Origin of the sequence: Brevundimonas sp. TSRC1-1 (assembly GCF_049898245.1) — a bacterium.
In the GTDB taxonomy this organism is placed as follows: Bacteria; Pseudomonadota; Alphaproteobacteria; order Caulobacterales; family Caulobacteraceae; genus Brevundimonas; species Brevundimonas mediterranea_A.
This window is the reverse complement of sequence record NZ_JAFCXI010000001.1, coordinates 862,237-880,682: the sequence shown is the minus strand read 5'-3', so window position 1 is coordinate 880,682 and position 18,446 is coordinate 862,237. Positions and strand designations below refer to the sequence as shown.

At 61.7% G+C, this 18,446-nt stretch carries 16 protein-coding genes; 12 read left to right on the top strand and 4 right to left on the bottom strand.

From position 1 onward, the window contains the following. Positions 1-53: 53 nt before the first annotated feature. A complete protein-coding gene (locus ACP7CK_RS04380) occupies positions 54-2,837 on the bottom strand; it encodes a TonB-dependent receptor (RefSeq protein ID WP_426025237.1) in 2,784 nt (927 codons plus the stop codon). Between the two features lie 359 nt (positions 2,838-3,196). Here ACP7CK_RS04380 and ACP7CK_RS04375 point away from each other — a divergent pair, with 359 nt between their 5' ends. Then, positions 3,197-3,997 carry a DeoR/GlpR family DNA-binding transcription regulator gene (locus ACP7CK_RS04375; protein ID WP_008260967.1) on the top strand — a complete coding sequence of 267 codons (801 nt, stop codon included), beginning with the start codon at positions 3,197-3,199 and terminating at the stop codon, positions 3,995-3,997. On the opposite strand, the gene ACP7CK_RS04370 is transcribed toward ACP7CK_RS04375, so the two are convergent. Next, on the bottom strand, positions 3,998-4,159 hold the full coding sequence (locus tag ACP7CK_RS04370) for a UTRA domain-containing protein (protein ID WP_268865012.1): 162 nt from the start codon (positions 4,157-4,159) through the stop codon (positions 3,998-4,000). A gap of 330 nt (positions 4,160-4,489) precedes the next feature. Here ACP7CK_RS04370 and ACP7CK_RS04365 point away from each other — a divergent pair, with 330 nt between their 5' ends. The 10 genes from ACP7CK_RS04365 (at position 4,490) to ACP7CK_RS04320 (ending at position 15,647) form a co-directional block, all read left to right on the top strand. Then, entirely contained in the window at positions 4,490-6,142 is a 1,653-nt protein-coding gene (locus ACP7CK_RS04365; protein WP_426025236.1) for an alkaline phosphatase family protein, read from the top strand. 102 nt (positions 6,143-6,244) lie between these two features. Next, complete coding sequence (locus ACP7CK_RS04360; protein WP_426025235.1) at positions 6,245-6,814, top strand: phosphonate degradation HD-domain oxygenase; 570 nt, start codon at positions 6,245-6,247, stop codon at positions 6,812-6,814. A 488-nt stretch (positions 6,815-7,302) separates the two neighbouring features. Further along, positions 7,303-9,054, top strand: coding sequence for a DUF6538 domain-containing protein (locus tag ACP7CK_RS04355; RefSeq protein ID WP_426025234.1), 1,752 nt, complete (start codon positions 7,303-7,305; stop codon positions 9,052-9,054). Positions 9,055-9,085: 31 nt separating this feature from the next. Continuing rightward, positions 9,086-10,738 carry a terminase large subunit domain-containing protein gene (locus ACP7CK_RS04350; RefSeq protein WP_426025233.1) on the top strand — a complete coding sequence of 551 codons (1,653 nt, stop codon included), beginning with the start codon at positions 9,086-9,088 and terminating at the stop codon, positions 10,736-10,738. Between the two features lie 127 nt (positions 10,739-10,865). Beyond that, a complete protein-coding gene (locus ACP7CK_RS04345) occupies positions 10,866-12,080 on the top strand; it encodes a hypothetical protein (RefSeq protein WP_426025232.1) in 1,215 nt (404 codons plus the stop codon). Between the two features lie 11 nt (positions 12,081-12,091). Then, entirely contained in the window at positions 12,092-12,445 is a 354-nt protein-coding gene (locus ACP7CK_RS04340) for a hypothetical protein (protein ID WP_426025231.1), read from the top strand. A 67-nt stretch (positions 12,446-12,512) separates the two neighbouring features. Further along, positions 12,513-13,421 (top strand): major capsid protein, encoded by a 909-nt coding sequence (locus ACP7CK_RS04335; protein ID WP_426025230.1) that lies wholly within the window; start codon positions 12,513-12,515, stop codon positions 13,419-13,421. Positions 13,422-13,608: 187 nt separating this feature from the next. Next, positions 13,609-14,130, top strand: a complete 522-nt coding sequence (locus ACP7CK_RS04330; protein WP_426025229.1) for a DnaT-like ssDNA-binding protein — start codon at positions 13,609-13,611, stop codon at positions 14,128-14,130. Then, positions 14,127-15,128 carry a phage minor head protein gene (locus tag ACP7CK_RS04325; protein ID WP_426025228.1) on the top strand — a complete coding sequence of 334 codons (1,002 nt, stop codon included), beginning with the start codon at positions 14,127-14,129 and terminating at the stop codon, positions 15,126-15,128. Before ACP7CK_RS04330 ends, ACP7CK_RS04325 begins: the two co-directional genes overlap by 4 nt. Positions 15,129-15,248: 120 nt before the next feature. Further along, positions 15,249-15,647, top strand: coding sequence for a hypothetical protein (locus ACP7CK_RS04320; RefSeq protein WP_426025227.1), 399 nt, complete (start codon positions 15,249-15,251; stop codon positions 15,645-15,647). Between the two features lie 18 nt (positions 15,648-15,665). Here the strand turns inward: ACP7CK_RS04320 and ACP7CK_RS04315 are convergent, their stop codons facing one another. After that, positions 15,666-16,055 (bottom strand): hypothetical protein, encoded by a 390-nt coding sequence (locus tag ACP7CK_RS04315; protein WP_426025226.1) that lies wholly within the window; start codon positions 16,053-16,055, stop codon positions 15,666-15,668. A gap of 189 nt (positions 16,056-16,244) precedes the next feature. Here ACP7CK_RS04315 and ACP7CK_RS04310 point away from each other — a divergent pair, with 189 nt between their 5' ends. Beyond that, positions 16,245-16,835, top strand: a complete 591-nt coding sequence (locus tag ACP7CK_RS04310) for a recombinase family protein (RefSeq protein ID WP_409715110.1) — start codon at positions 16,245-16,247, stop codon at positions 16,833-16,835. A 92-nt stretch (positions 16,836-16,927) separates the two neighbouring features. Here the strand turns inward: ACP7CK_RS04310 and ACP7CK_RS04305 are convergent, their stop codons facing one another. Beyond that, positions 16,928-18,244: a hypothetical protein gene (locus ACP7CK_RS04305; RefSeq protein WP_426025225.1), complete on the bottom strand. Its 1,317-nt coding sequence runs from the start codon at positions 18,242-18,244 to the stop codon at positions 16,928-16,930. Positions 18,245-18,446 lie beyond the last annotated feature (202 nt).

The window sequence follows — 18,446 nt, the reverse complement described above, 5'->3', positions numbered from 1 at the left end:
GGCGCCCCTCCCCCCGAAGGGGGCGGGGCGCCCAGCCTAGTCTAAGCGTCGGATCAGAACTTGTAGGTCAGGCCGGCCGTATAGGTCGTTCCGCTCTGGTTCTGATTGTACAGATACTCGTTCTGACCCCAGAACTGGGTGTCCTTTTCGTTCGTCAGGTTGACCGCGTCGAACGTCAGCTGCAACGACTCGGTGATGTTGAAGAAGGCTGCGGCGTCGACATAGGTGCCGCCTTCGAACCCGCGCGTGCTGGCGCTCATGACGGCAGTATTGTAGCCGGTGTACCACTTGTCGCGATAGTTCAGCGAGGCGCGCGCACCCCAACGGTCGGTCTCGTAATAGACCGTGGCGTTGTAGCTTGTCTTGGAAATCCCCGTCAGATCGTCCGGCATGTCGATGTAGGTGTAGTTCGCCACAACACCCAGATTGTCGAACGGCGCAGGCAGGAACGACAGTTGGCTCTGCGCCGCCAGTTCCAGGCCTGTCAGTTCCACCCGGCCTTCCTTGTTCACCGGCATCGAGAACTCATTGACGATAGTGCTCGCGGTCGCGCCGGGGATGGTGCTGTAAGGCACCCCCGTTTCGCTGAATGGCACGTCAGTAAACCTCACCGTCTCGATGAAGTTCTTGATGTCCTTATGGAACAAGCTAGCCGACATCAGGCCGACGTCGCCGAAGTAGTATTCGACGGCGAAGTCCAGGGTGTTGTCCTTGTAGGGCTCCAGATTTGGATTGCCGCGCGAAGCAGTAATCTTGCCCGAGCTGTCCTGGAAGGCGCTGCCCTCGGCCGCCATCGAGCCGAGGCCCGGACGGTTCAGGTTCTGGGTCGCGGAGAAGCGCACCAGCAGTTCCGGCGTCACTTCCAGGACCGAGTTCATGGCCGGCAACACGCCCTCGTAGCTGCCTTCCACGTCGGTCGTGCCCAGATAGGCATAGTTGTCGCCCTGGATCCAGCCGGTGCTGTGGGTGTCGGTGCTGTAGCCGCGCAGGCCGATATTGCCCCGGAAGCGACGCCCGAACAGTTCGCTGTCCCAGTCGCCCTGAACGAAGCCGGACAGGGTTTCCTCGGTCGTCTCATAGACGTTCTCGATGTCCTGCAAGGCGCCGCCGGTGCCGTCCTTGTTCTGCTCCAGACGGTGGTACTCGTTGTACTTGGCGAAGGCCTTGTCATAGTCGCCGACCAGCCAAGATCCAAAGGCGTTGGTGAAGACTGAGGTGACGTCGCCGACCGCCGTGCCGCGCATCTTGGACCGCGTGCCGTTGACGTTGTCGTCATAGAACAGGTCTTCGCCCTGCTGGCGGAACTTGTGATAGGCGACGCCGGCGCGCAGCGTCCAGGTGTCGTTCAGTTCGTACCGCGCGTTAAGCTCGCCCTCGTGCAGCTCCGATTCATTGTTGAAGGCGCGATAGTAGAACGAATCCATCGCATAGTTGGCCGGATTGGTCGGGTCCCAGTTCGGATATTCGAACGAGGCGGACTGGCCGTTCTCGCCATAGTTGGCGATCAGATTGCCCTTGGCGCGCATGTACAGCTTGTCGTCGTACGGCGTGTCATAGGTCGATTTTTCCCAACCCACGTGACCGTCGAACTTCAGACGGTCGGACATTTCCCATTCACCGGTCAGCGCGACCTGATTGAACTTGTTCTCGTTCAGCGACCGGCGATGCTCGCTGCCGAAGGTGGCGCCCGTGACGTCGGTCATGGTCACGTAGTTGTCGCTGTCCCAGGTCAGGCCGTTGATGACCGAGGCCGACTGGAAGATCGACGGCCAGACGCCGCCGGCGGCCGTGTCGAAGGCCACCGAACCGGTCGAAGCCAGAGGCCGCGTCGCCAGATGATACTCGTTACGGCGCGTCGTGAACTCGCCGTGCAGCACATCGAGCGTCAGTTCCATGCCATCCATCGGACGCCACTGGACCGCCGCCGTCAGGCCCAGCCGTTCCTGCTCGGCGTTCCACGACGAGATACGATTGCCGTCGGCGAAATACAGATCTCCGGACAGGAGCTTGGCCTGTTGGGCGGCGGACAGGCCGGAGATGTTCAATCCCTTGGTCACGAGGCTCCGCATCGTCGCGGCGCTGGGGTTGGAACGGTTATACGTGTTGTGGCCCTGCTCCGTCGTCTCGCGTTTGCTGTAGGCGGCCGATAAGGAGACGCCGAACACATTGTCCCAGTTCTGGGTGAACAGGGCGGCGATGCGCGGCTGGGTGTCTTCGGTATATTCGTTGGTGCCGACCTTCAGCGACAGGGCGCCGTCGGCGCCTGTGCCGTAGTCAAAGGGCTTGCCGGTGAACAGGCCGACGGTGCCGGCCATGCCGCCCTCTTTCTGCGCGGCTTCAAAGGTCTTCTCGACCTCGACCCGCGAGAACAGTTCCGAAGCGAAGATATTGAAATCGAACGCGCGGTCACGCGACCGCTGGCCGCGGCTGTCTTGCGCCGAGTCGACGTTGCCCAGCACTTCCATGCCGTTCAGCTGCACCCGGGCGAAGTCCGGACCGAGGCCCCGCAGCGAGATCCGACGGCCCTCGCCGGCCTCACGGTTGATCTGCACGCCGGGCAGGCGCTGCAGCGATTCCGCCAGATTGAGATCCGGGAACTTGGCCATGTCCTCGGCCACAATGGCGTCGACCTGGATGACCGAATCCTGCTTGATCGCCCGCGCGTCGCTCAGCGACTTGCGGAAGCCGGTGACGACGATCTCGTCGACCTCGGCGGTCGCCGCCTCCTGGGCGAAGGCTGCGGATGCGCTGGCGCCGGCGACCGCCGCCGACACCGTCGCCAACAGCACCTTCTTGAGGTTCGGGCCCATGCCCCGAACGGGATATTGCTTCGACATAATCGTGTCCCCCGACAAACTGGTGTGAACCAAGCGGCTCGGTCCGACGCACGGCCAATCTGACCGCCGCCGCCAAGTCCGGCCTCATTAGGTCGCGGGCGTTTCAGTCATGTGACGGTTTGAGGGAATTATGTTGAATTATGTGGTTATGTGTGGGAACGCCAAAACGGCGCCCTGGAGATCCCTCAGCCAAAAAACCTAAGCCAATCAGCCCAGAAGTCAGGAAACACGCCAACTCGCTGGATTTTAAGCCGCATGCGGAACGAAAACCTGGCCCCGCCAGAACGCCATTCATATGAGAGGCTTAACGCGACTTATGTGGTTGTGTGTGGGATTTGGCGTTGGTAAGGGGATCGATCATGAGCGCCCCCCTCCTCAAAGACTCGAAACATCTCAGCCAAGGCGCCCGCCTGGCGGAGATCCTTCAGCTGATGGAGGAGAAGGTCTTCTGGACCGTGTCCGAACTCGCTGAGCGGTTTCAGGTCTCCGAAGAAACTATCCGCCGCGACGCCCGCCAACTGGAGCGCAGCGGCGTTGTGCAAAAGGTGCACGGCGGACTGTCCTCGACCAATAATCTGATCGAGGCGCCCTATCGCATCCGCCTGCGCGAAAACGCCGAGTCCAAGCAGAAGATCGCCCAGAAGGCCGCCGGCCTAGTTACCGAAGGCATGACCCTGCTGCTCGATTCCGGCACCACCTGCCACTGGCTGGCTCGCGCCCTGGCCTCGGTGCGCAATCTCACCATCGTCACCAACAGCGTCGAGATCGCGCACGAGGTTCTGGGCAATCCCGGCCAGCGCCTGCTGCTGGCGGGCGGCCAGGTCAATCCGGTCCACAACGCCGCCTTCGGCCCGGAAGCCAAGTCCTTCTGCCGCCGCTTCGCCCCCGACCTGACCATCTTGTCGATGGGCGCCGTGGACGCGGACCGGGGCTTCCTCGACTTCGACGCCGACGAGGCCTCGTTCAAACAGAGCCTGCTGGAACAGGCGCGCCGCATCGTCGTGCTGGCCGACCATACGAAGTTCGCCAAGTCCGGCTTCATCCAGGTCGCGTCTTTCCGCGACGTCCAGGACCTGGTGACCGACCTGCCCCCGCCCGGCGGCGTTTCCAGAGTCGCAGCCCAGTGGGACACCCGGCTGCATGTCGCCGATCCGACCTAGTCAACGCACCCGCGTGTCCACCCTGATCCGCACGGCGTCGTGGCGCCAGTGCTCGCGGTCGGACTCCACCACCCGCCCCTGGGCGTCATAGCTGGCGCGCCGCACCGCCAGACCCGGCAGACCGGACTTCGCCCCCAGAACCTCGCCCTCATGGCCGGTCAGGGCTCACGGCTGCATGCTGACCACGTGGCCCGAGACCGACAGCCCATAGGCGCTCTTCAATATCTCGGTCAGCGACTGGTCGAACGAAAAAGCGCGACGGGTCGTTCGTCATACAGGCCCCTGACTGATCGAGCCGTTTTTCCGACGCCAGACGATTATCACTAAGCGCGCTCTTTAAGGCCGCCAATTCACGAAAGCTTCGCCAACCATCGGCCTTCCGTCTGGTACGGACCAGTGACGCCCTCATCGCAAATGCGGCGCGGACGACGGTCGGGAAAATAACGGCGACCCTCCCCGGCCTGGCCCCGCCATGTCTTCAGGAGTCCTTCCATGCGCACGCCCCTCCTCTGCCTGCCCCTTCTGGCGGCCGCCCTCGTCGCCGCGGCGCCTGCCCACGCCGAGCCCCGCCGCGCCGGCCATGTGATCATCATCGGCGTCGACGGCCTCAGCCCCGACGGCGTCAACAAGGCCGACACCCCAGTCCTGGACGACATGATGGCCAAGGGCAGCTGGAGCCTGCACGCCCGCGGCGTCCTGCCGACCACCAGCGGCGCAAACTGGGCCTCAATCATCACCGGCGCCGGCCCCGAGCAACACGGCGTCACCAGCAACGACTGGCAGGTGGGCGAGTTCAACTTCCCCACCTCGGTCACCGGCTCCGGCGGTTTCTTCCCCTCGATCTTCCAGGTCCTGACCGATCAGAACCCGGGGCTGGAGATCGGCTCCATCTACAACTGGGACGGCTTCGGCCGTCTCTACGACCACCGTTTCGTCGACTACGACGCCCATGGCGCGGACGAGGACAGGACCACCGACCTGGCCGTCAACTATATCAAGGCCCGGCGTCCCGACTTCCTCTTCATCCACCTGGACCACGTCGATCACGCCGGACACGCCGACGGCCACGGCACGCCCCACTATTATGAAGCGGTCACCAAGGCCGACGCCCTGATCGGCCGCATCCGCCAGGCGACGGTCGAGGCCGGCATCGCCGAGGATACGGTCATCCTGATCACCTCCGACCACGGCGGCGTCGGCAAGGGCCATGGCGGCGAAAGCCTGGCCGAGCTGGAAATCCCCTGGATCGCCTATGGCGAGGGCGTAAAGCCCGGCGTCGAACTGGATCTGCCCATCAACACCTTCGACACCGGCGCGACGGTCGCCTGGCTGCTGGGCGCCGATGTTCCCTACGCCTGGCTGGGCCGCCCGGTCCGGCCGATCCTTCAGGGCGAGGCCATGCCGGTCCAAGTCTATCGCACCAGCAGCTTCTACGCCTCTCCGGCCATCCTGCCGGCCGGCGCGGGCAACACCCCGCCCGGCGGCCTGTTCATCGACGGCCCGGCGCGCATGAGCCTGCAAAACCCGAACGCCGTGGGCGAGGTGCGCTATACGCTGGACAACTCGACGCCGACACCCGCCTCCCCCGTCTACGCCGGCCCGGTCGAGATCACGCGCAACACCATTGTTCGGGCCGGCCTGTTCGTCGATGGAAAACCGGCCAGCGTCCCGTCGGTCGGCTATTTCCGCGTTCTGGACCCGCGCATCGCCGCGAGCCGGGGCGTGACCTACAGCGTCTATCTGCTGCCCGAAGCCCCGGTGCGGCTGCCCGACTTCTCCCGCCTGACGCCGGTCGCATCCGGCAGGGTGCACGAGATCACGATCGACGGCCTGACCCTGCCGCGCGAGGACGCGGTCGCCGTGGTGTTCGAAGGCCAGATCCAGATCGACACCGCCGGCGAATACGGCTTCTCGACCGCCTCGGACGACGGCAGCAAACTCTATATCGACGGCAAGACGGTCGTGGACAATGACGGCGATCACGGCGTGATCACCGCCGCCGGCACGATCCGCCTCGAACCCGGCAAGCACGCCATTCGCGTCGAATGGTTCAACGGCGGCGGCGGCGCCTGGCTGGGCGCCTATTTCGAGGGCCCCGGCCTTCCGCGCCAGTTCATCGACCCGAACCGCCTGACTCCGCGCTGAAGAGGCTGGCGGGGGATGATCCGGCGGCGGCCGCTCGATCACCCCCGCCTACCCACATCATGGCTTTTTTGGTATAGACCAGAAAACACGTATTGAGCGCCCATGCCCCGCCCTGCTTCACCTGACGACTTCGTCGCCGCCATCTTCGACCTGTTCGAGCGGATGGGCGGCGACCACTACGGCGAGGCCGTGACCCAGCTGGATCACGCCCTTCAGACGGCGCACCACGCCCGCGACGCCGGGGAAACGGACGCTCTCGTCGCCGCCGCCCTGCTGCATGACATCGGCCATCTTCTGCAGAAACACGGACAAGACGCCGCCGATCGCGGCATCGACGCCGTGCACGAACGGATCGGCGCCGCCTGGCTGGCCCAAGCCTTCGCGCCCGAGGTTTCGGAACCGGTTCGGCTGCACGTCGAGGCCAAACGTTATCTGGCGACCGCCGAGCCCGGCTATGCGGCGGCCCTCAGCCCCGCCTCCCTCCAGAGCCTGCATCTCCAGGGCGGCCCCATGAACGAAGACGAGGCCGCCGTCTTCCGCACCCATCCCCATTTCGATACGGCCATCCGCCTGCGCCGCTACGACGAGATGGGCAAGACCGAAGGGGCCGTCATCGCCCCGCTCGCCACCTACAGGGACAAGCTGACGGCCCTCGCCGCACGCTCCGCCTAGGCCGCGCGCCGGGCCGCCTTGGCTTCCAGCGCCTGAACCAGATCCGCGACCGCATCGATGACCAGATCGACGCCGGCCGCATAGAGCCGCTCGGACACCGCCGCCAGCATCCGGGCATGCGCCTCCGGCTCCAGCGCCGTCAGCGCCTGCTCGCTCTAGCCGACCATATTGCCCGAGGCGGCGCCCCCCCACGGTGAAACAGCCGGCGTTGCGCCCTTCGGCCATCATCGACCTTGACCACCCGCGACAGGGCTAGACGTCCAGATCCAGGCAGGCCTTGTAGATGATCAGCGGCGACCGCCGTCCCTGCGGCGTTTCGTGGGCGCAGACCGGGATTCGGGCCGCCATGGCCACTTACGGGAAAAAATGGCGGAGACGGAGGGATTCTCTGCTGTGTGACATGCCAGCCATTGAATCATCGAAACTATTGCTTTTGCTGATCTATATGGCTTGCGCTGTGACACTTTTTGTCACACACCCGGCACGACATGACAGGCATTCCATCCCACCTCATCGTTCGAAACGGCGTCTATAACTACCGCCGTCGCGTCCCCACTGACCTACAGTCTAAGCCCGCATTCAAAGGCCGCGACGTATTTCAGGTGTCACTGGGCGTTCGAACGCTGAAGGACGCACGACGCCGCATCCAAGAGCTGAATCTCGACGACCTGTTTGAGCCGCATCATGCGCCGGTAGTCACAAGCGATGAGGGCGCAGTCCTCACGCCCTCCCTACTCACGCACATAGCCCGTGGCCGCTACGAACGCGGCATGATCTCTCTTCAGTCCGAACGGCTCGAAGACGCTTCCGATCACCGCGACATGATGGATGAGCTGGCCGCGCAGGAGGTCGGCGCACTTAACGATCCCAACAGTGCCGATGCCGTGCGTGAACGGCTCTGGCGGGAGCTTTCGCCGGTCATTGAGGTCAGCGCCCAAGCTACAGCCAAGCGTCTCGGATGTGAGAGCGATCCAGCAGCGATACGGAAAATAGCAAAAGCGCTTTTTGAGACGGAGCTTAGCCTTACCAGATCGCGCGTCGATCTATCCGCCGGGAAGACCTCTCCGCCCGCATTCATGTCGCTCTCGACCAGCCAATCCGGTGACGCACAAATGCGGCGCGAAGCGCATTGGACCTTCAAGAAGCTGGCTGACGAGGCCATGCGTCAGAATCCGAACGGCAACGACTGGGAACACAAGGTTAAGGTCGCCGCCGACCTGTTCCAGGATTATCTTGGTCCCGTCCCTATCCACAAGATCGACAAGGGCGTGGTGCGTCGCTTTGTGAACGACCTCCATCACATGCCCAATCGCATGACAATGCGCTTCAAAGATATGGGCCTGAAAGACGCCATCGCCGCCAATCAGGCCCGCGAGACTCCTTACGCAACAGTCTCCCCCAACACGGTCCGCGACAACTATTTCTCGGTGCTTCGGTGGGCCTTCGGCCACGCTTGCGAACTTGAGGCGGTCCCTCTCAACCCCTGCACCGGCATTAAAATCCGGGGCGCGACTAAGGCTGAGGGACGACGGACACGAAATCCATTCAAGGTGGAAGAGCTGAACGCCTTCTTCCGTCTTCCCATTTTCACGGGGTGCCTGTCAGAGAGTCGACCTAACATTCCCGGCAACTATGTCTTCGACGATCACCGCCGATGGGCTCCGCTGCTGATGCTCTTCACCGGCGCTCGGCCTAGCGAGATCGCTCAACTCGCTGTCAGCGACATCAAGGGGAATGCGAGGCATCCCTACATTTCCATACTGACCGAATACGATCCGAAAGATCCTGACGACGTGCGAGATTTCGTCGTGTCGCATAAAACGGAAAACGCGCGGCGAGACATCCCAATCCACCCGGAACTGATCAGCCTTGGCTTTCTTCGCTATGTGGATGAGCGCCGGGCGGCTGGTGACGCGCGCCTGTTCCCCGCATGGAAACTCCCGGCGAATGGCCGGAAGCTCTACTCGTCAGCGTCATGGATTAGAAATCTGAACGACAGGCTCATCCCGAAGATCACAGCACGACGCCCGAAGCCAACCCTCTACAGCTTCCGGCATACATGGAAGACGCAGATGGCTACCCATCAGGTTCCAGCCCAATACCAAAATCAAATCCTCGGCCATGCGCAGACCGGAATGGATGATCACTATCTTGGGCGGATGGACATCAAGAACACTTACGACTCCATCAAGGATATTTCGTTCGAAGGACTAGACCTAACCCACCTAAAACCATGGTGACTACTCGCTGTTGATGTGATATTATTATCACATGTCTTTATCTGCTTTGGTAGCCCGGTGGCAAAACGGTTCTAACGGCTTCTTCAACTTCCTCGACGACGTAAAGCCCGTCGTCCGATCTTCGAAGGGCGGCTTCATCCCCTTCGTCCCCGGCCCGCGTGAGCGAGCCGAGATCATCCAAGCATTGGACGGCGATCATTCGACCGTCGTGTTCTCGTGGCCCCGGCGACATGGAAAGACCGCCACCAGCGTCATGATCATCCTGTGGCGCTTCCTGACGAAACGCACCGAGGCCATCGCCATCGTCGCGAACTCGGAAAAACAGGTTGTCGATACCGCCTTCAAGACCTTGCGAGAGGCGTTTGACCACACGCCGATGCTGAAGGCCCTTGCCAGCGCCGGAACGGTTGAGGTCGGCGCGGACTCGATCCGCTTCCCTGCAACCTCGTCCGTGATCCAAGCCTATAGCTCCAACCCGTCCGCACTGTGGGGCAAGAAGCTAACGGCTGCCCAACTCAGCGAACTTCACGCCTCAAAGGGGTCCGCTGTCCTTGAAGTCCTGACCGGCTCGCTGATCGACAGCGAAGGATCGATGATGCTGATCGACTCCACGGTCGGGCCGATGTCCTCGCCGCTTTACGACCTCTATCAAGCGCACGTCGCTGGCGACGATCCCAGCCTGTTCTTCAGCCATATCAGCTACACTGACCTCGACGACGCCTGTGCCAATGGGCCATCGTGGATCGACCCGGTGAAGCTACGCGCGGCGTCCAGGCGGATGCTCCCGCAGACCTTCAACCTCATGCACCTGAACCGATGGGGCGATGCGTCTGGTCTGCTGATCGACAGCGAAACGCTCTCGAAATGCACAGAGGTCAGCTACCTCCCCGATCCCAAGGCTATCGCGGCTGGGGCCAGCTATGTCGTCAGCGGCGGGCTGGACCGGGCGTTCGGCGGGTCGAAGCACGGCGACTCTACCATCACGACCGCCATCGTCATGACCGTCCAGGACGACGAAGAACACTATTTCGTTCTGGACTCGGACTCGGTGATGTTCTCCCGGCTCGCTGGCATCAAGGCTAACCTGAAACGCTATCATCGCGATTGGGGAATGACCCGGTGCGGCCTCGAAACCTACGGCGCACAGGACGTATATGATTGGGCGCAAGCGGAGCCGTTCGCGGACGGGACCGAACTGATCACCCCGAGCCGGAAGGCGCAGTATCAGGCCTTCACGCTGCTCGCGAACGCCGCGTCTGAAGGTCGCCTTCACATTGATCCTCGCTTCACCCGCTTGATCGACGAGCTGCGAACATTTGAAGTCGTGGACGACGGCAAGGAGACGGTCGGCAACGAGGCCATTCCCAAGTTCGGCCACCCGCGAGGGAAGCATGATGACGCGGTGTATTCGCTGGCATGGGCGATGTTCGCCACGCGGGAGATCACCCTGAACCCCTATGAACTGCCCGGCGTCCGTTGCACTGACACCGGCCCCACGCGCCACATGTGCGCGCTGAACGGCGGCGCGGCTATCCCGACGTGCGCCAAGTCCTGTCGGTCCATGCGGCGGGCGTTCGACCTGTTCGACCAATACGCCGCGCGAAGCCCCCGGAATAACCTCCCTGTCGAAACCTTCATCATCGACAAGCTAAAAAACGTCGGAAGTCACACGATTGCTCGCTGATTGCCTGTTGCATAGAAGCAACAGGTAGTGCTATACTAGTAACATGTTGGGCTTTAGCGATGAAAGGAAGTCATTCCTAGATTTGGTTCGGAAATCGGAGACGCGAAAACTTCGCGCAGCCGAAGCCTTGGCGTTTTTCGACGACAAACAGGACGAAACAACTCTGGCTCTGATCCGGCGTCGCTTCGCAAACCCGGAGTCCTTCCGGGTCTTCAACGTCAACATCGTCAAGAAGATCGTGAGCCGTCGCGCCACGGCCTATCAGACGCCCCCGGTTCGCACGTTCGATGGATGGGATCAGGCCGCAGCCGCCGCCCTCTATCAGGAAGCCAACATCGACGCCGTGATGAAACGCGCGTCGAAGCTGACGAAACTCCACAAGACAACCGCGCTACAGGTCGTATGGACCGAAGACCGAGGCCTTCAGGTTCGCGTCCACACCCCGAACATCCTCGACGCTGAATGGATCGATCCCGAGCATCCATCCCGGATCGTCGTCACCCATTCCGCGAGCGACCCCGCCAAGACGACCTATGCTGATTGGTCGGCTTCCACCTATCAGCGGAGGAACTTCAACGGTCACCCCGTCCCGGTCCCCGGCAACGCTAATGGCGTGAACCCTTACGGCATTCTGCCCTTCGTCCCGCTGTTCGACCGCCTCCCCGATGCCGACTTCTTCCTTCCGGGCGGCGACGACCTCATGGGAGCGCAAAAGGCGCTGAACGTCGGTTTGACGAACCTGTGGCGCGCTGTTGAACTTCAGAGCCACGGGCAGGCGGTCGCCAAGGGCCTTCCGATTGGCGATCCCATCGCCACCGGCCCCGACAAGGTGATCCTGCTCCCCAAGGACGGCGAGTTCTCCTACGCCGCGCCCAATACGCCCATCCCGGACATCCTAGAGGCCTTGGAGTTCCTGATGCGGTCCACGGCGGCGACCAACGATTGCACCGCCGATGTACTGGACCTTTCGAAGACCGCCGAGTCCGGTTCGGCTCGGGAAGCGCAGCGTATCGACCTGAAGGAAGCCCGACTCGATGACATCGCCCTATGGCGGGGATACGAGCGCCGCCTATTCGAGGTGATCAAGCGGGTGATCAACACGCATCGCCCAGGCACGATCCCGGAGACTGCCAGCGTCCGCGCCGACTTCACCGAGCTTCAGGACAATCTCACTGAATCCGAGGTTCTCGCGAACCTAAAAGAGCGCGCCGAACTCGGCATTTCGTCGCCGGTCGATGCTCTCATGACGCTGAACCCTGACGGCTACACCACCCGTGAAGACGCATACCGCGCCCTCATGACCCGGAAACAAGAAACACAGGAGCTACTGCTCGCGCTCTGAAAGGACGCCCGATGACTGACACTACCACGACGCAGCCTATCGACCTCACGGAAGACCTGGCCCGCCTGAAAGACGACCTCAAGTCGCTTCGCGACGAGACCGCAGCCATGCGCGCCGAAGAAGACATCGACGGCATGATCACCAATCTGACGGCCCTGATCCCCGAGGCTGATCGCGCCGCCCTTCCCACTGATGGGACGAAGTTCAACCGGCTCTTCGCCCATGTCACCGCTGCACTGAAGGCCGCGAAGGTTCCCGCCGTGCCAGTGACGGACACCACCCGCCCGCCGACCACACCCGGCCCCGAAGACCTCTCCGCCCTCCCGGCACATGCCCGGATGGCTCGCGGCTACGGCAACGCCTGAACCGCTCTTTCCCACCCACACCCACCGCTGGCCGCGCCAGCAGAAAGGATTCCAAGTCGATATTTAAATGCTGACACAGACCGAGTGGAGTAAACTCAACCCGAACCCCCTGCAATCCGGCGTCGTCGAAGTCTTCGCCCGAGAAAACCCCGTCATTGCGCTCATGCCATTCGCCAACGTGGCGGGCAACGCATACACCTACAACGTTGAGGATACTCTTCCCGGCGTTGAGTTCCGTGGATACAACGAAGGATATTCGGAAAGCACGGGCGTCATTAACCCGCAAACCGAACGCCTGACGATCATCGGCGGCGATAGCGACTTTGACGTTGCGCAAATCGCTCAACAGACCGGCGACAACGACACCCGCGCCATCCACGACGCCATGAAAGCCAAGGCCCTGTCGCTGAAGTGGCTTCAGACGTTCTTCGATGGCGACACCGCCACGAACCCGAAAGAGTTCGACGGCATCAAGAAGCGCCTGACCGGCAACCAGATTATCAGCGCCGGCACCAATGGCGGTGCGATCACGCTCGCCATGTTCGACGAGCTGGTTGACGCCGTTCAAGGCCAGCCATCCGCCATCTTCGCCCGTAAATCGGTGATCCGAGCATATCGGGCCGCGCTGCGCGCCTCTGGCGGCACGACGCCCGAATCCATCATGATCCCGAACTTCGGTCGTCCCGTTCTCGCGCATAACGGCGTCCCGCTGCTACCGATCGAGCTGGATACCCAGGGCAATGAAATCCTGTCCGGCGACGAGACGCACGGCACCAACAACAAGACGACATCGGCCTATGCCGTCCGCTTTGATTTGGACGCGCTGCACGGGATTCAGACGGCTCCGATCAGCGTCCGCGACCTTGGCGAGGTGGACGACAAGCCCGCCTTCCGAACCCGCATCGAGCATTACAGCGGCATCGTCCTGAAGTCCGGTCGATGCGCAGCCCGCCTCAAGGGTCTGACGAACGTCTGACCCGCACCCCAAACGTCACCGGGTCTCCTTTCTCTCCCCGGTGACGACGGAAGCCCCCTCGTAACTCAGCAAAGGCACGAGGGGGCTTCCCCACACGGCGACCGCGCCCAACACGCGAGACGCCAACAACGCAGGCAGGCCGGGATTGCAGCCCTGGTCCGCCTTTGCTGACTCTGGAACCCCGAACATGGATTATTACGACGCCGACCTATCCTCCAACGACAGCCTGATCACTCTTGAGGCCGCCGACACCATTCTCGCGACAAGCCTTCATGGGCGCGAGTGGACGGCCCGCGCCGCCACCGACAAGCAGGCTATTTTCGACGACCCCGAACGTCTTCCCGACCGCGCCGATGACAAGGCCGCTCTGATCGACGCCAGCACCGTCATGTCTGCTCAACCGTGGAAGGGGCGCAAAGCCTCTCCGGATCAAGCGCAGGCATTCCCTCGCGTCGCCGTCCACATCGATACAGGCGCGGCGGTGATCGGCATCCCTATGGAGATCCAGCGCGCCACCGCCTTGCTCGCCGCCCATCTGTCCAAGCGCGCAGACATGGCCCTCTCCCCGGAACTGATGGTCAGCTACGCCATCGGTGAAACGAGCGGGATTTTCCGCGCGCCGTCTCTCGACGAACTGCCCCGCCACGTTCGCCAAATCATCACGCCTTTCCTGAACGCCGGATCGTGCTGGACGACTGTGCGTCCATGATCGCCCTCGACCATTTCGACCACCAAGCCGCGATCTTCGAAGCGGAGTTCCTAGAAGCTCTGGTGAAAGCCTACGGCGGGGCCATGGATGCCGTCGATATAGACGCTCTGATCGCCGCCATTGAAGCTGGCGACGAAGAGGCCATAGCCAGCGCGATGAATATCGACGCAGGGGTCCACTCCGGCCTCGCCGTGGCATTCAGCAGCGGGCTTTTCTACGCGCTGCTAGGCAGCATCGTGATCGCAATGAAAGCCTTCGCGAGCCGCCACAAGTCCCGCGTGAACCCAAGCGCCGATATCGCCAAGCTCCGGGAGGATATCGAACGCAACATCCTTCAACCGATGGCCCGCCATTCATACGAAGCCATCACGACGGCGCATCGCGAGCTTCAGAAGAGCGACATGACGGCCCGCGCAAAGGCCACACTGATCATTCGGTCAATCGCCCTCGCTCCGGATCAAGCCAGATCAGCAGCACACTTCGCCCGCGCCCTGCACGAAGCCCTGACCGCGAAAGATCGCAGCGTTCAGGATGGGAAGACATACGTCACCCCCGCGACCGCCAAGCTCATCGTCCAGCGTCACATGAAACACCTCAATGCCGCCCAACGATCAGCTCTGCGAAGCGCTTTCGCCAAGGGTTTGACAGAAGAAGGCACAACAGACCTTCAACGGCGACACGACCGCGCCCTGATCAACTACAGGCAATCGATCATCGCCCGGCAAGAGGCGACACGAACTATGCATGTGGGGGAATACCTGGCCTTCAAGCAGGGGAAAGCGAACCGAACCATTCCACGGGATGCACGTCGCTACTGGAAAACCAGAGGTGATGAGCGGGTCCGCCATGATCACCGGATGGTCATGGCGATGAACCCGAACGGCATAGACGTAGGACAGGCTTTCCAGACGCCATTGGGGCCGGTCATGCACCCGCCCTTAGAAGTGAACTGTCGTTGCCGGGTCGTGGTCAGAAGGCCGTCCGATGCTGACGAATGATGCGGGGGCGGTCAGCCGCTCCAATCCTTTTGGGACCGGCTCCCCCCTTCCCCGCCGCTCTTCGCCGACCACCCGATGCCATGACCCTCAGAACACCCGCCCGGAAAGGAGGGCGACACGATGAACCAGACAAATAGACATATCGAAACGTCGGACCTATCCGCCGTCTTCAACCTAGAAATCGCAGGACAGAAGGTGGATGGCCGCACCGTCGCAGCCCGGTCATTCCGTGTGATCGCAGGCGACTTGATGGATCAGCTCGCCCGCCAGCCAAAACCTTCGGAGGCAGTCATGATCCGACAGGCTGCGACCCTGGCCTTCCTATGCGACCGCGACACCGCCTGCCTGATTGCCGGGGAGAAGTTCGACGAAGAGAACTACCGGCGCAATACACAGGCTCTAGGCGCGGTGCTGATTAAGCTGGGGATGGCGGCGAAGAGCCGGGATGTGACGAAGGGTGGATCGAAAGGCGGCGATCCTTTCGCCGACGCGATCAATGCGACTTATCAAACAGCTTAGGACCTAAGCCCACGCGCCTCAGTCGAACTTCAACCTATTGGCTAGACCTTCAAGCTTCTGACGTTCTTCCAAACCACGAGCCGCCTCCTGTTGCCGCTTGTTTTCAGCTTCCTGTTGAGCCGCGACGAAGTGTTGGTTTGCTTCGCTCACAACCTTTTTCAACTCTTCCAGAAGGCCACCCTCAAGCTCGTCTTCCATGCACGTTACGGTCATTTGACCGCCCGCAACCTCGGCCCTTCGCTTCATCATGTAGAAGTGGCGCGCCCAAAGTCCGTTGAACATGTCGTTCCAGCCGTAGGGGGGGCGTCCCGAGAGGGTCAGCACGATATTCTTCAATGCGCCCTGGCCTGACGCATGGGAAGCGTTGACGTTCATGCCGGTGATCGAAACGGGTTCAAAGTTAGCCATCAGCCGCCCTCCATTAACCATTGATATAGCAGAGGTAGGGACGAAACTGATTGTAGTCAACGCCTACCCCAGCGTGATCGTTAGCTCAAAACTTGTAAGTTCTGCGCCATAGCGCAAAACATACGTTGACGAGGTTATGAGCCGGGGTTATGAGCTAGGGGCATAGACACCCTATCTTCTGAGCCAGCCATGCACCGCATAGCCTACTTCCGGGTCTCGACCGGCGACCAGAGTATCGAAGCGCAACGCGCCGCCATGCCCGGTCCATTCGATCAAGAGTTCAGCGACGTGGGGGTGAGCGGGGCCATGCTCGCCGCCTCCCGTCCCGGCTTTGCGGAGCTGCTGACGAAGGTGCGATCCGGGGACACCGTGTATGTGTATGCCGTTGACCGCCTAGGCCGTGACGCCTTGGACGTTCAGGCCACAGTGCGCCGCCTGATCGAAGCTGGCGTAACCGTGGACGTGCGAGGTCTAGGCCCCATCGGTCGCGGTGTTGGCGAGCTGATACTCGCCGTCCTCGCCCAAGTCGCAGACATGGAGCGTCACCGCATAGCCGAACGGACCGAAGCGGGCCGGAATGCCGCTAGGAAGGCGCTACAGGCCACGGGGAAGACGCACCGGGGCAAGGATAGCCTCGGACGCCCGAAGGCCGCTGACGCGGCTTCTGTGGTCAAATGGCGCAAGAGCAACAAGGCCAGCATTCAAGACACCGCCCGTCACTTCAAACTATCACCGGCAACAGTGAAAAGGTATTGCGCGACAGTTGACTTAGTCGAATGATCGGATAGACTGTATAGATCGACCCGTCACCTCCTTTTGAGGATCGATGGCGGCGGCGATCCCCCCACTCCGGATCAGAATGGCGCTCCCCTTTAGCGTTTGATCGGCCCCCCCATTTCCTTCGTCACATAGGCCCTCTTTGGGGTTTGCCTCGTGAAGTCGATGGTCAGATTGGAGCTGAAGCCGGAAGGTCGAATGCGAACCCAAGGATCAGCCAGCTCTTGGTCCGAAAAATGCCCCGGCACCGGAAACTCTGTCGGAGAGCGATCAAGACTGAAATCACTCCGTTCGAGGGACATGAGCACATAGCCATCCGCCCAAATCTCAATCGCATCTAGCTTCTCTGCTAGTGTGGCATTGAGGTTCGGCATCACCCAAGCGCCTTGAATGTCCTCCAAGCTCAATCGGGGCAGGAACTGAAAATCGAAGGTGTCCGTGTGGTGATAGGAAACGACTATCTGTTTGACCTCCTTCGCACCAATGCCGCTTCCGGACCCATGCGGAACGTATTTCACGTAGTCCGCCTCGGCGTCATCGTCCTCGGGATCACCCTTGATCTTGAGCCGGGACTCCCAACGCATATCTGACACGCCGTGCGCGATCCCGCTCGGCTCTGGCCGACCTCTGTAGGGATGGGCACTGAATCTGCGGCTCTTGTCTGTCGAGCCAAATAGCGCCTCCGTCAGGCCATGGCGCATCTTCGGGAAGAAGAAGCTGACGAAGGCCCGGAAGTGCCCAATCTCTTTTCCAGTGTAAGTTCGGTCGAGAATGAACCTGACGGATATCGTCTTAAGAGTCGCCCTAGCTTCTTGAAGGAATAGCAGCCGCGAAAGAGTGCTTTCCACACTCTGAAAACGTGACGCAACGAGCGACTGAATGTCGTCGCCCCAGCGGGCAAAAAAGCTGGCTTGCTCTGCGGACGACATGGGAATGTCGAGATACTGGACGCGAGCGCCCAAGCCGTCCGTGCCGTCCAGAGCAACCCTAAGCCGCTCCCGGTCGAAGATATCGCATTCTGTGACCCCGGCCTTTGTCGCTGCCTTCACCAGTGCCGCCTTCTCGCCCGCCGTCAGAGCGACGTTGGTGAAGAAAACGAACGCGGTAGGCTTAACCTCTTCACGCAAAGCGGCCTTAAGGTCGGCCTTGAACTTGGCTTTGATCTGCTTGATCTGCGCTTCGGAATCGTTGGCCCCATTTACAAAGCCCGCCGCACCGTATGTCAGCTCGGTATCCCGATATTTCGCTTCAATGTCGCGGCCCCCATCGGGGCCGCCCTTCGGGTGCCTAGGACGAACGTCAGAGAAGCGTCGATCCATATTTAGGATGGCGATGCAGAGGCGTTCGCGGGCAGGCTGATTGCCGTCCAGATAGTTGCGAAGGCGTTCTTCGGTGATTTGAGGCGTCGTCATGCGTCACTGCTCCCACGCCTCCAGATGGAGGCCGTAGAGCCGATTCGAGCGCGCTAAGCAACCGCTGCTCCAGATCGGCCTTTGACCCACCTCCATGGCCCAGAAACCGGGCTTCCTGACGATCATTGAAGCAACGCCGGGATCATTTGTTTTGAGAAGGCTACGTTCGAGCGCCGGGAGCGGTTCTTGACACGCTACCCCG

Bases quoted from the DNA above. Each gene is read 5' to 3' on its own strand.
- ACP7CK_RS04380 (WP_426025237.1), bottom strand. From the start codon at position 2,837: ATGTCGAAGCAATATCCCGTTCGGGGCATGGGCCCGAACCTCAAGAAG.
- ACP7CK_RS04375 (WP_008260967.1), top strand. From the start codon at position 3,197: ATGAGCGCCCCCCTCCTCAAAGACTCGAAACATCTCAGCCAAGGCGCC.
- ACP7CK_RS04365 (WP_426025236.1), top strand. From the start codon at position 4,490: ATGCGCACGCCCCTCCTCTGCCTGCCCCTTCTGGCGGCCGCCCTCGTC.
- ACP7CK_RS04360 (WP_426025235.1), top strand. From the start codon at position 6,245: ATGCCCCGCCCTGCTTCACCTGACGACTTCGTCGCCGCCATCTTCGAC.
- ACP7CK_RS04355 (WP_426025234.1), top strand. From the start codon at position 7,303: ATGACAGGCATTCCATCCCACCTCATCGTTCGAAACGGCGTCTATAAC.
- ACP7CK_RS04350 (WP_426025233.1), top strand. From the start codon at position 9,086: ATGTCTTTATCTGCTTTGGTAGCCCGGTGGCAAAACGGTTCTAACGGC.
- ACP7CK_RS04340 (WP_426025231.1), top strand. From the start codon at position 12,092: ATGACTGACACTACCACGACGCAGCCTATCGACCTCACGGAAGACCTG.
- ACP7CK_RS04335 (WP_426025230.1), top strand. From the start codon at position 12,513: ATGCTGACACAGACCGAGTGGAGTAAACTCAACCCGAACCCCCTGCAA.
- ACP7CK_RS04330 (WP_426025229.1), top strand. From the start codon at position 13,609: ATGGATTATTACGACGCCGACCTATCCTCCAACGACAGCCTGATCACT.
- ACP7CK_RS04325 (WP_426025228.1), top strand. From the start codon at position 14,127: ATGATCGCCCTCGACCATTTCGACCACCAAGCCGCGATCTTCGAAGCG.
- ACP7CK_RS04320 (WP_426025227.1), top strand. From the start codon at position 15,249: ATGAACCAGACAAATAGACATATCGAAACGTCGGACCTATCCGCCGTC.
- ACP7CK_RS04315 (WP_426025226.1), bottom strand. From the start codon at position 16,055: ATGGCTAACTTTGAACCCGTTTCGATCACCGGCATGAACGTCAACGCT.
- ACP7CK_RS04310 (WP_409715110.1), top strand. From the start codon at position 16,245: ATGCACCGCATAGCCTACTTCCGGGTCTCGACCGGCGACCAGAGTATC.
- ACP7CK_RS04305 (WP_426025225.1), bottom strand. From the start codon at position 18,244: ATGACGACGCCTCAAATCACCGAAGAACGCCTTCGCAACTATCTGGAC.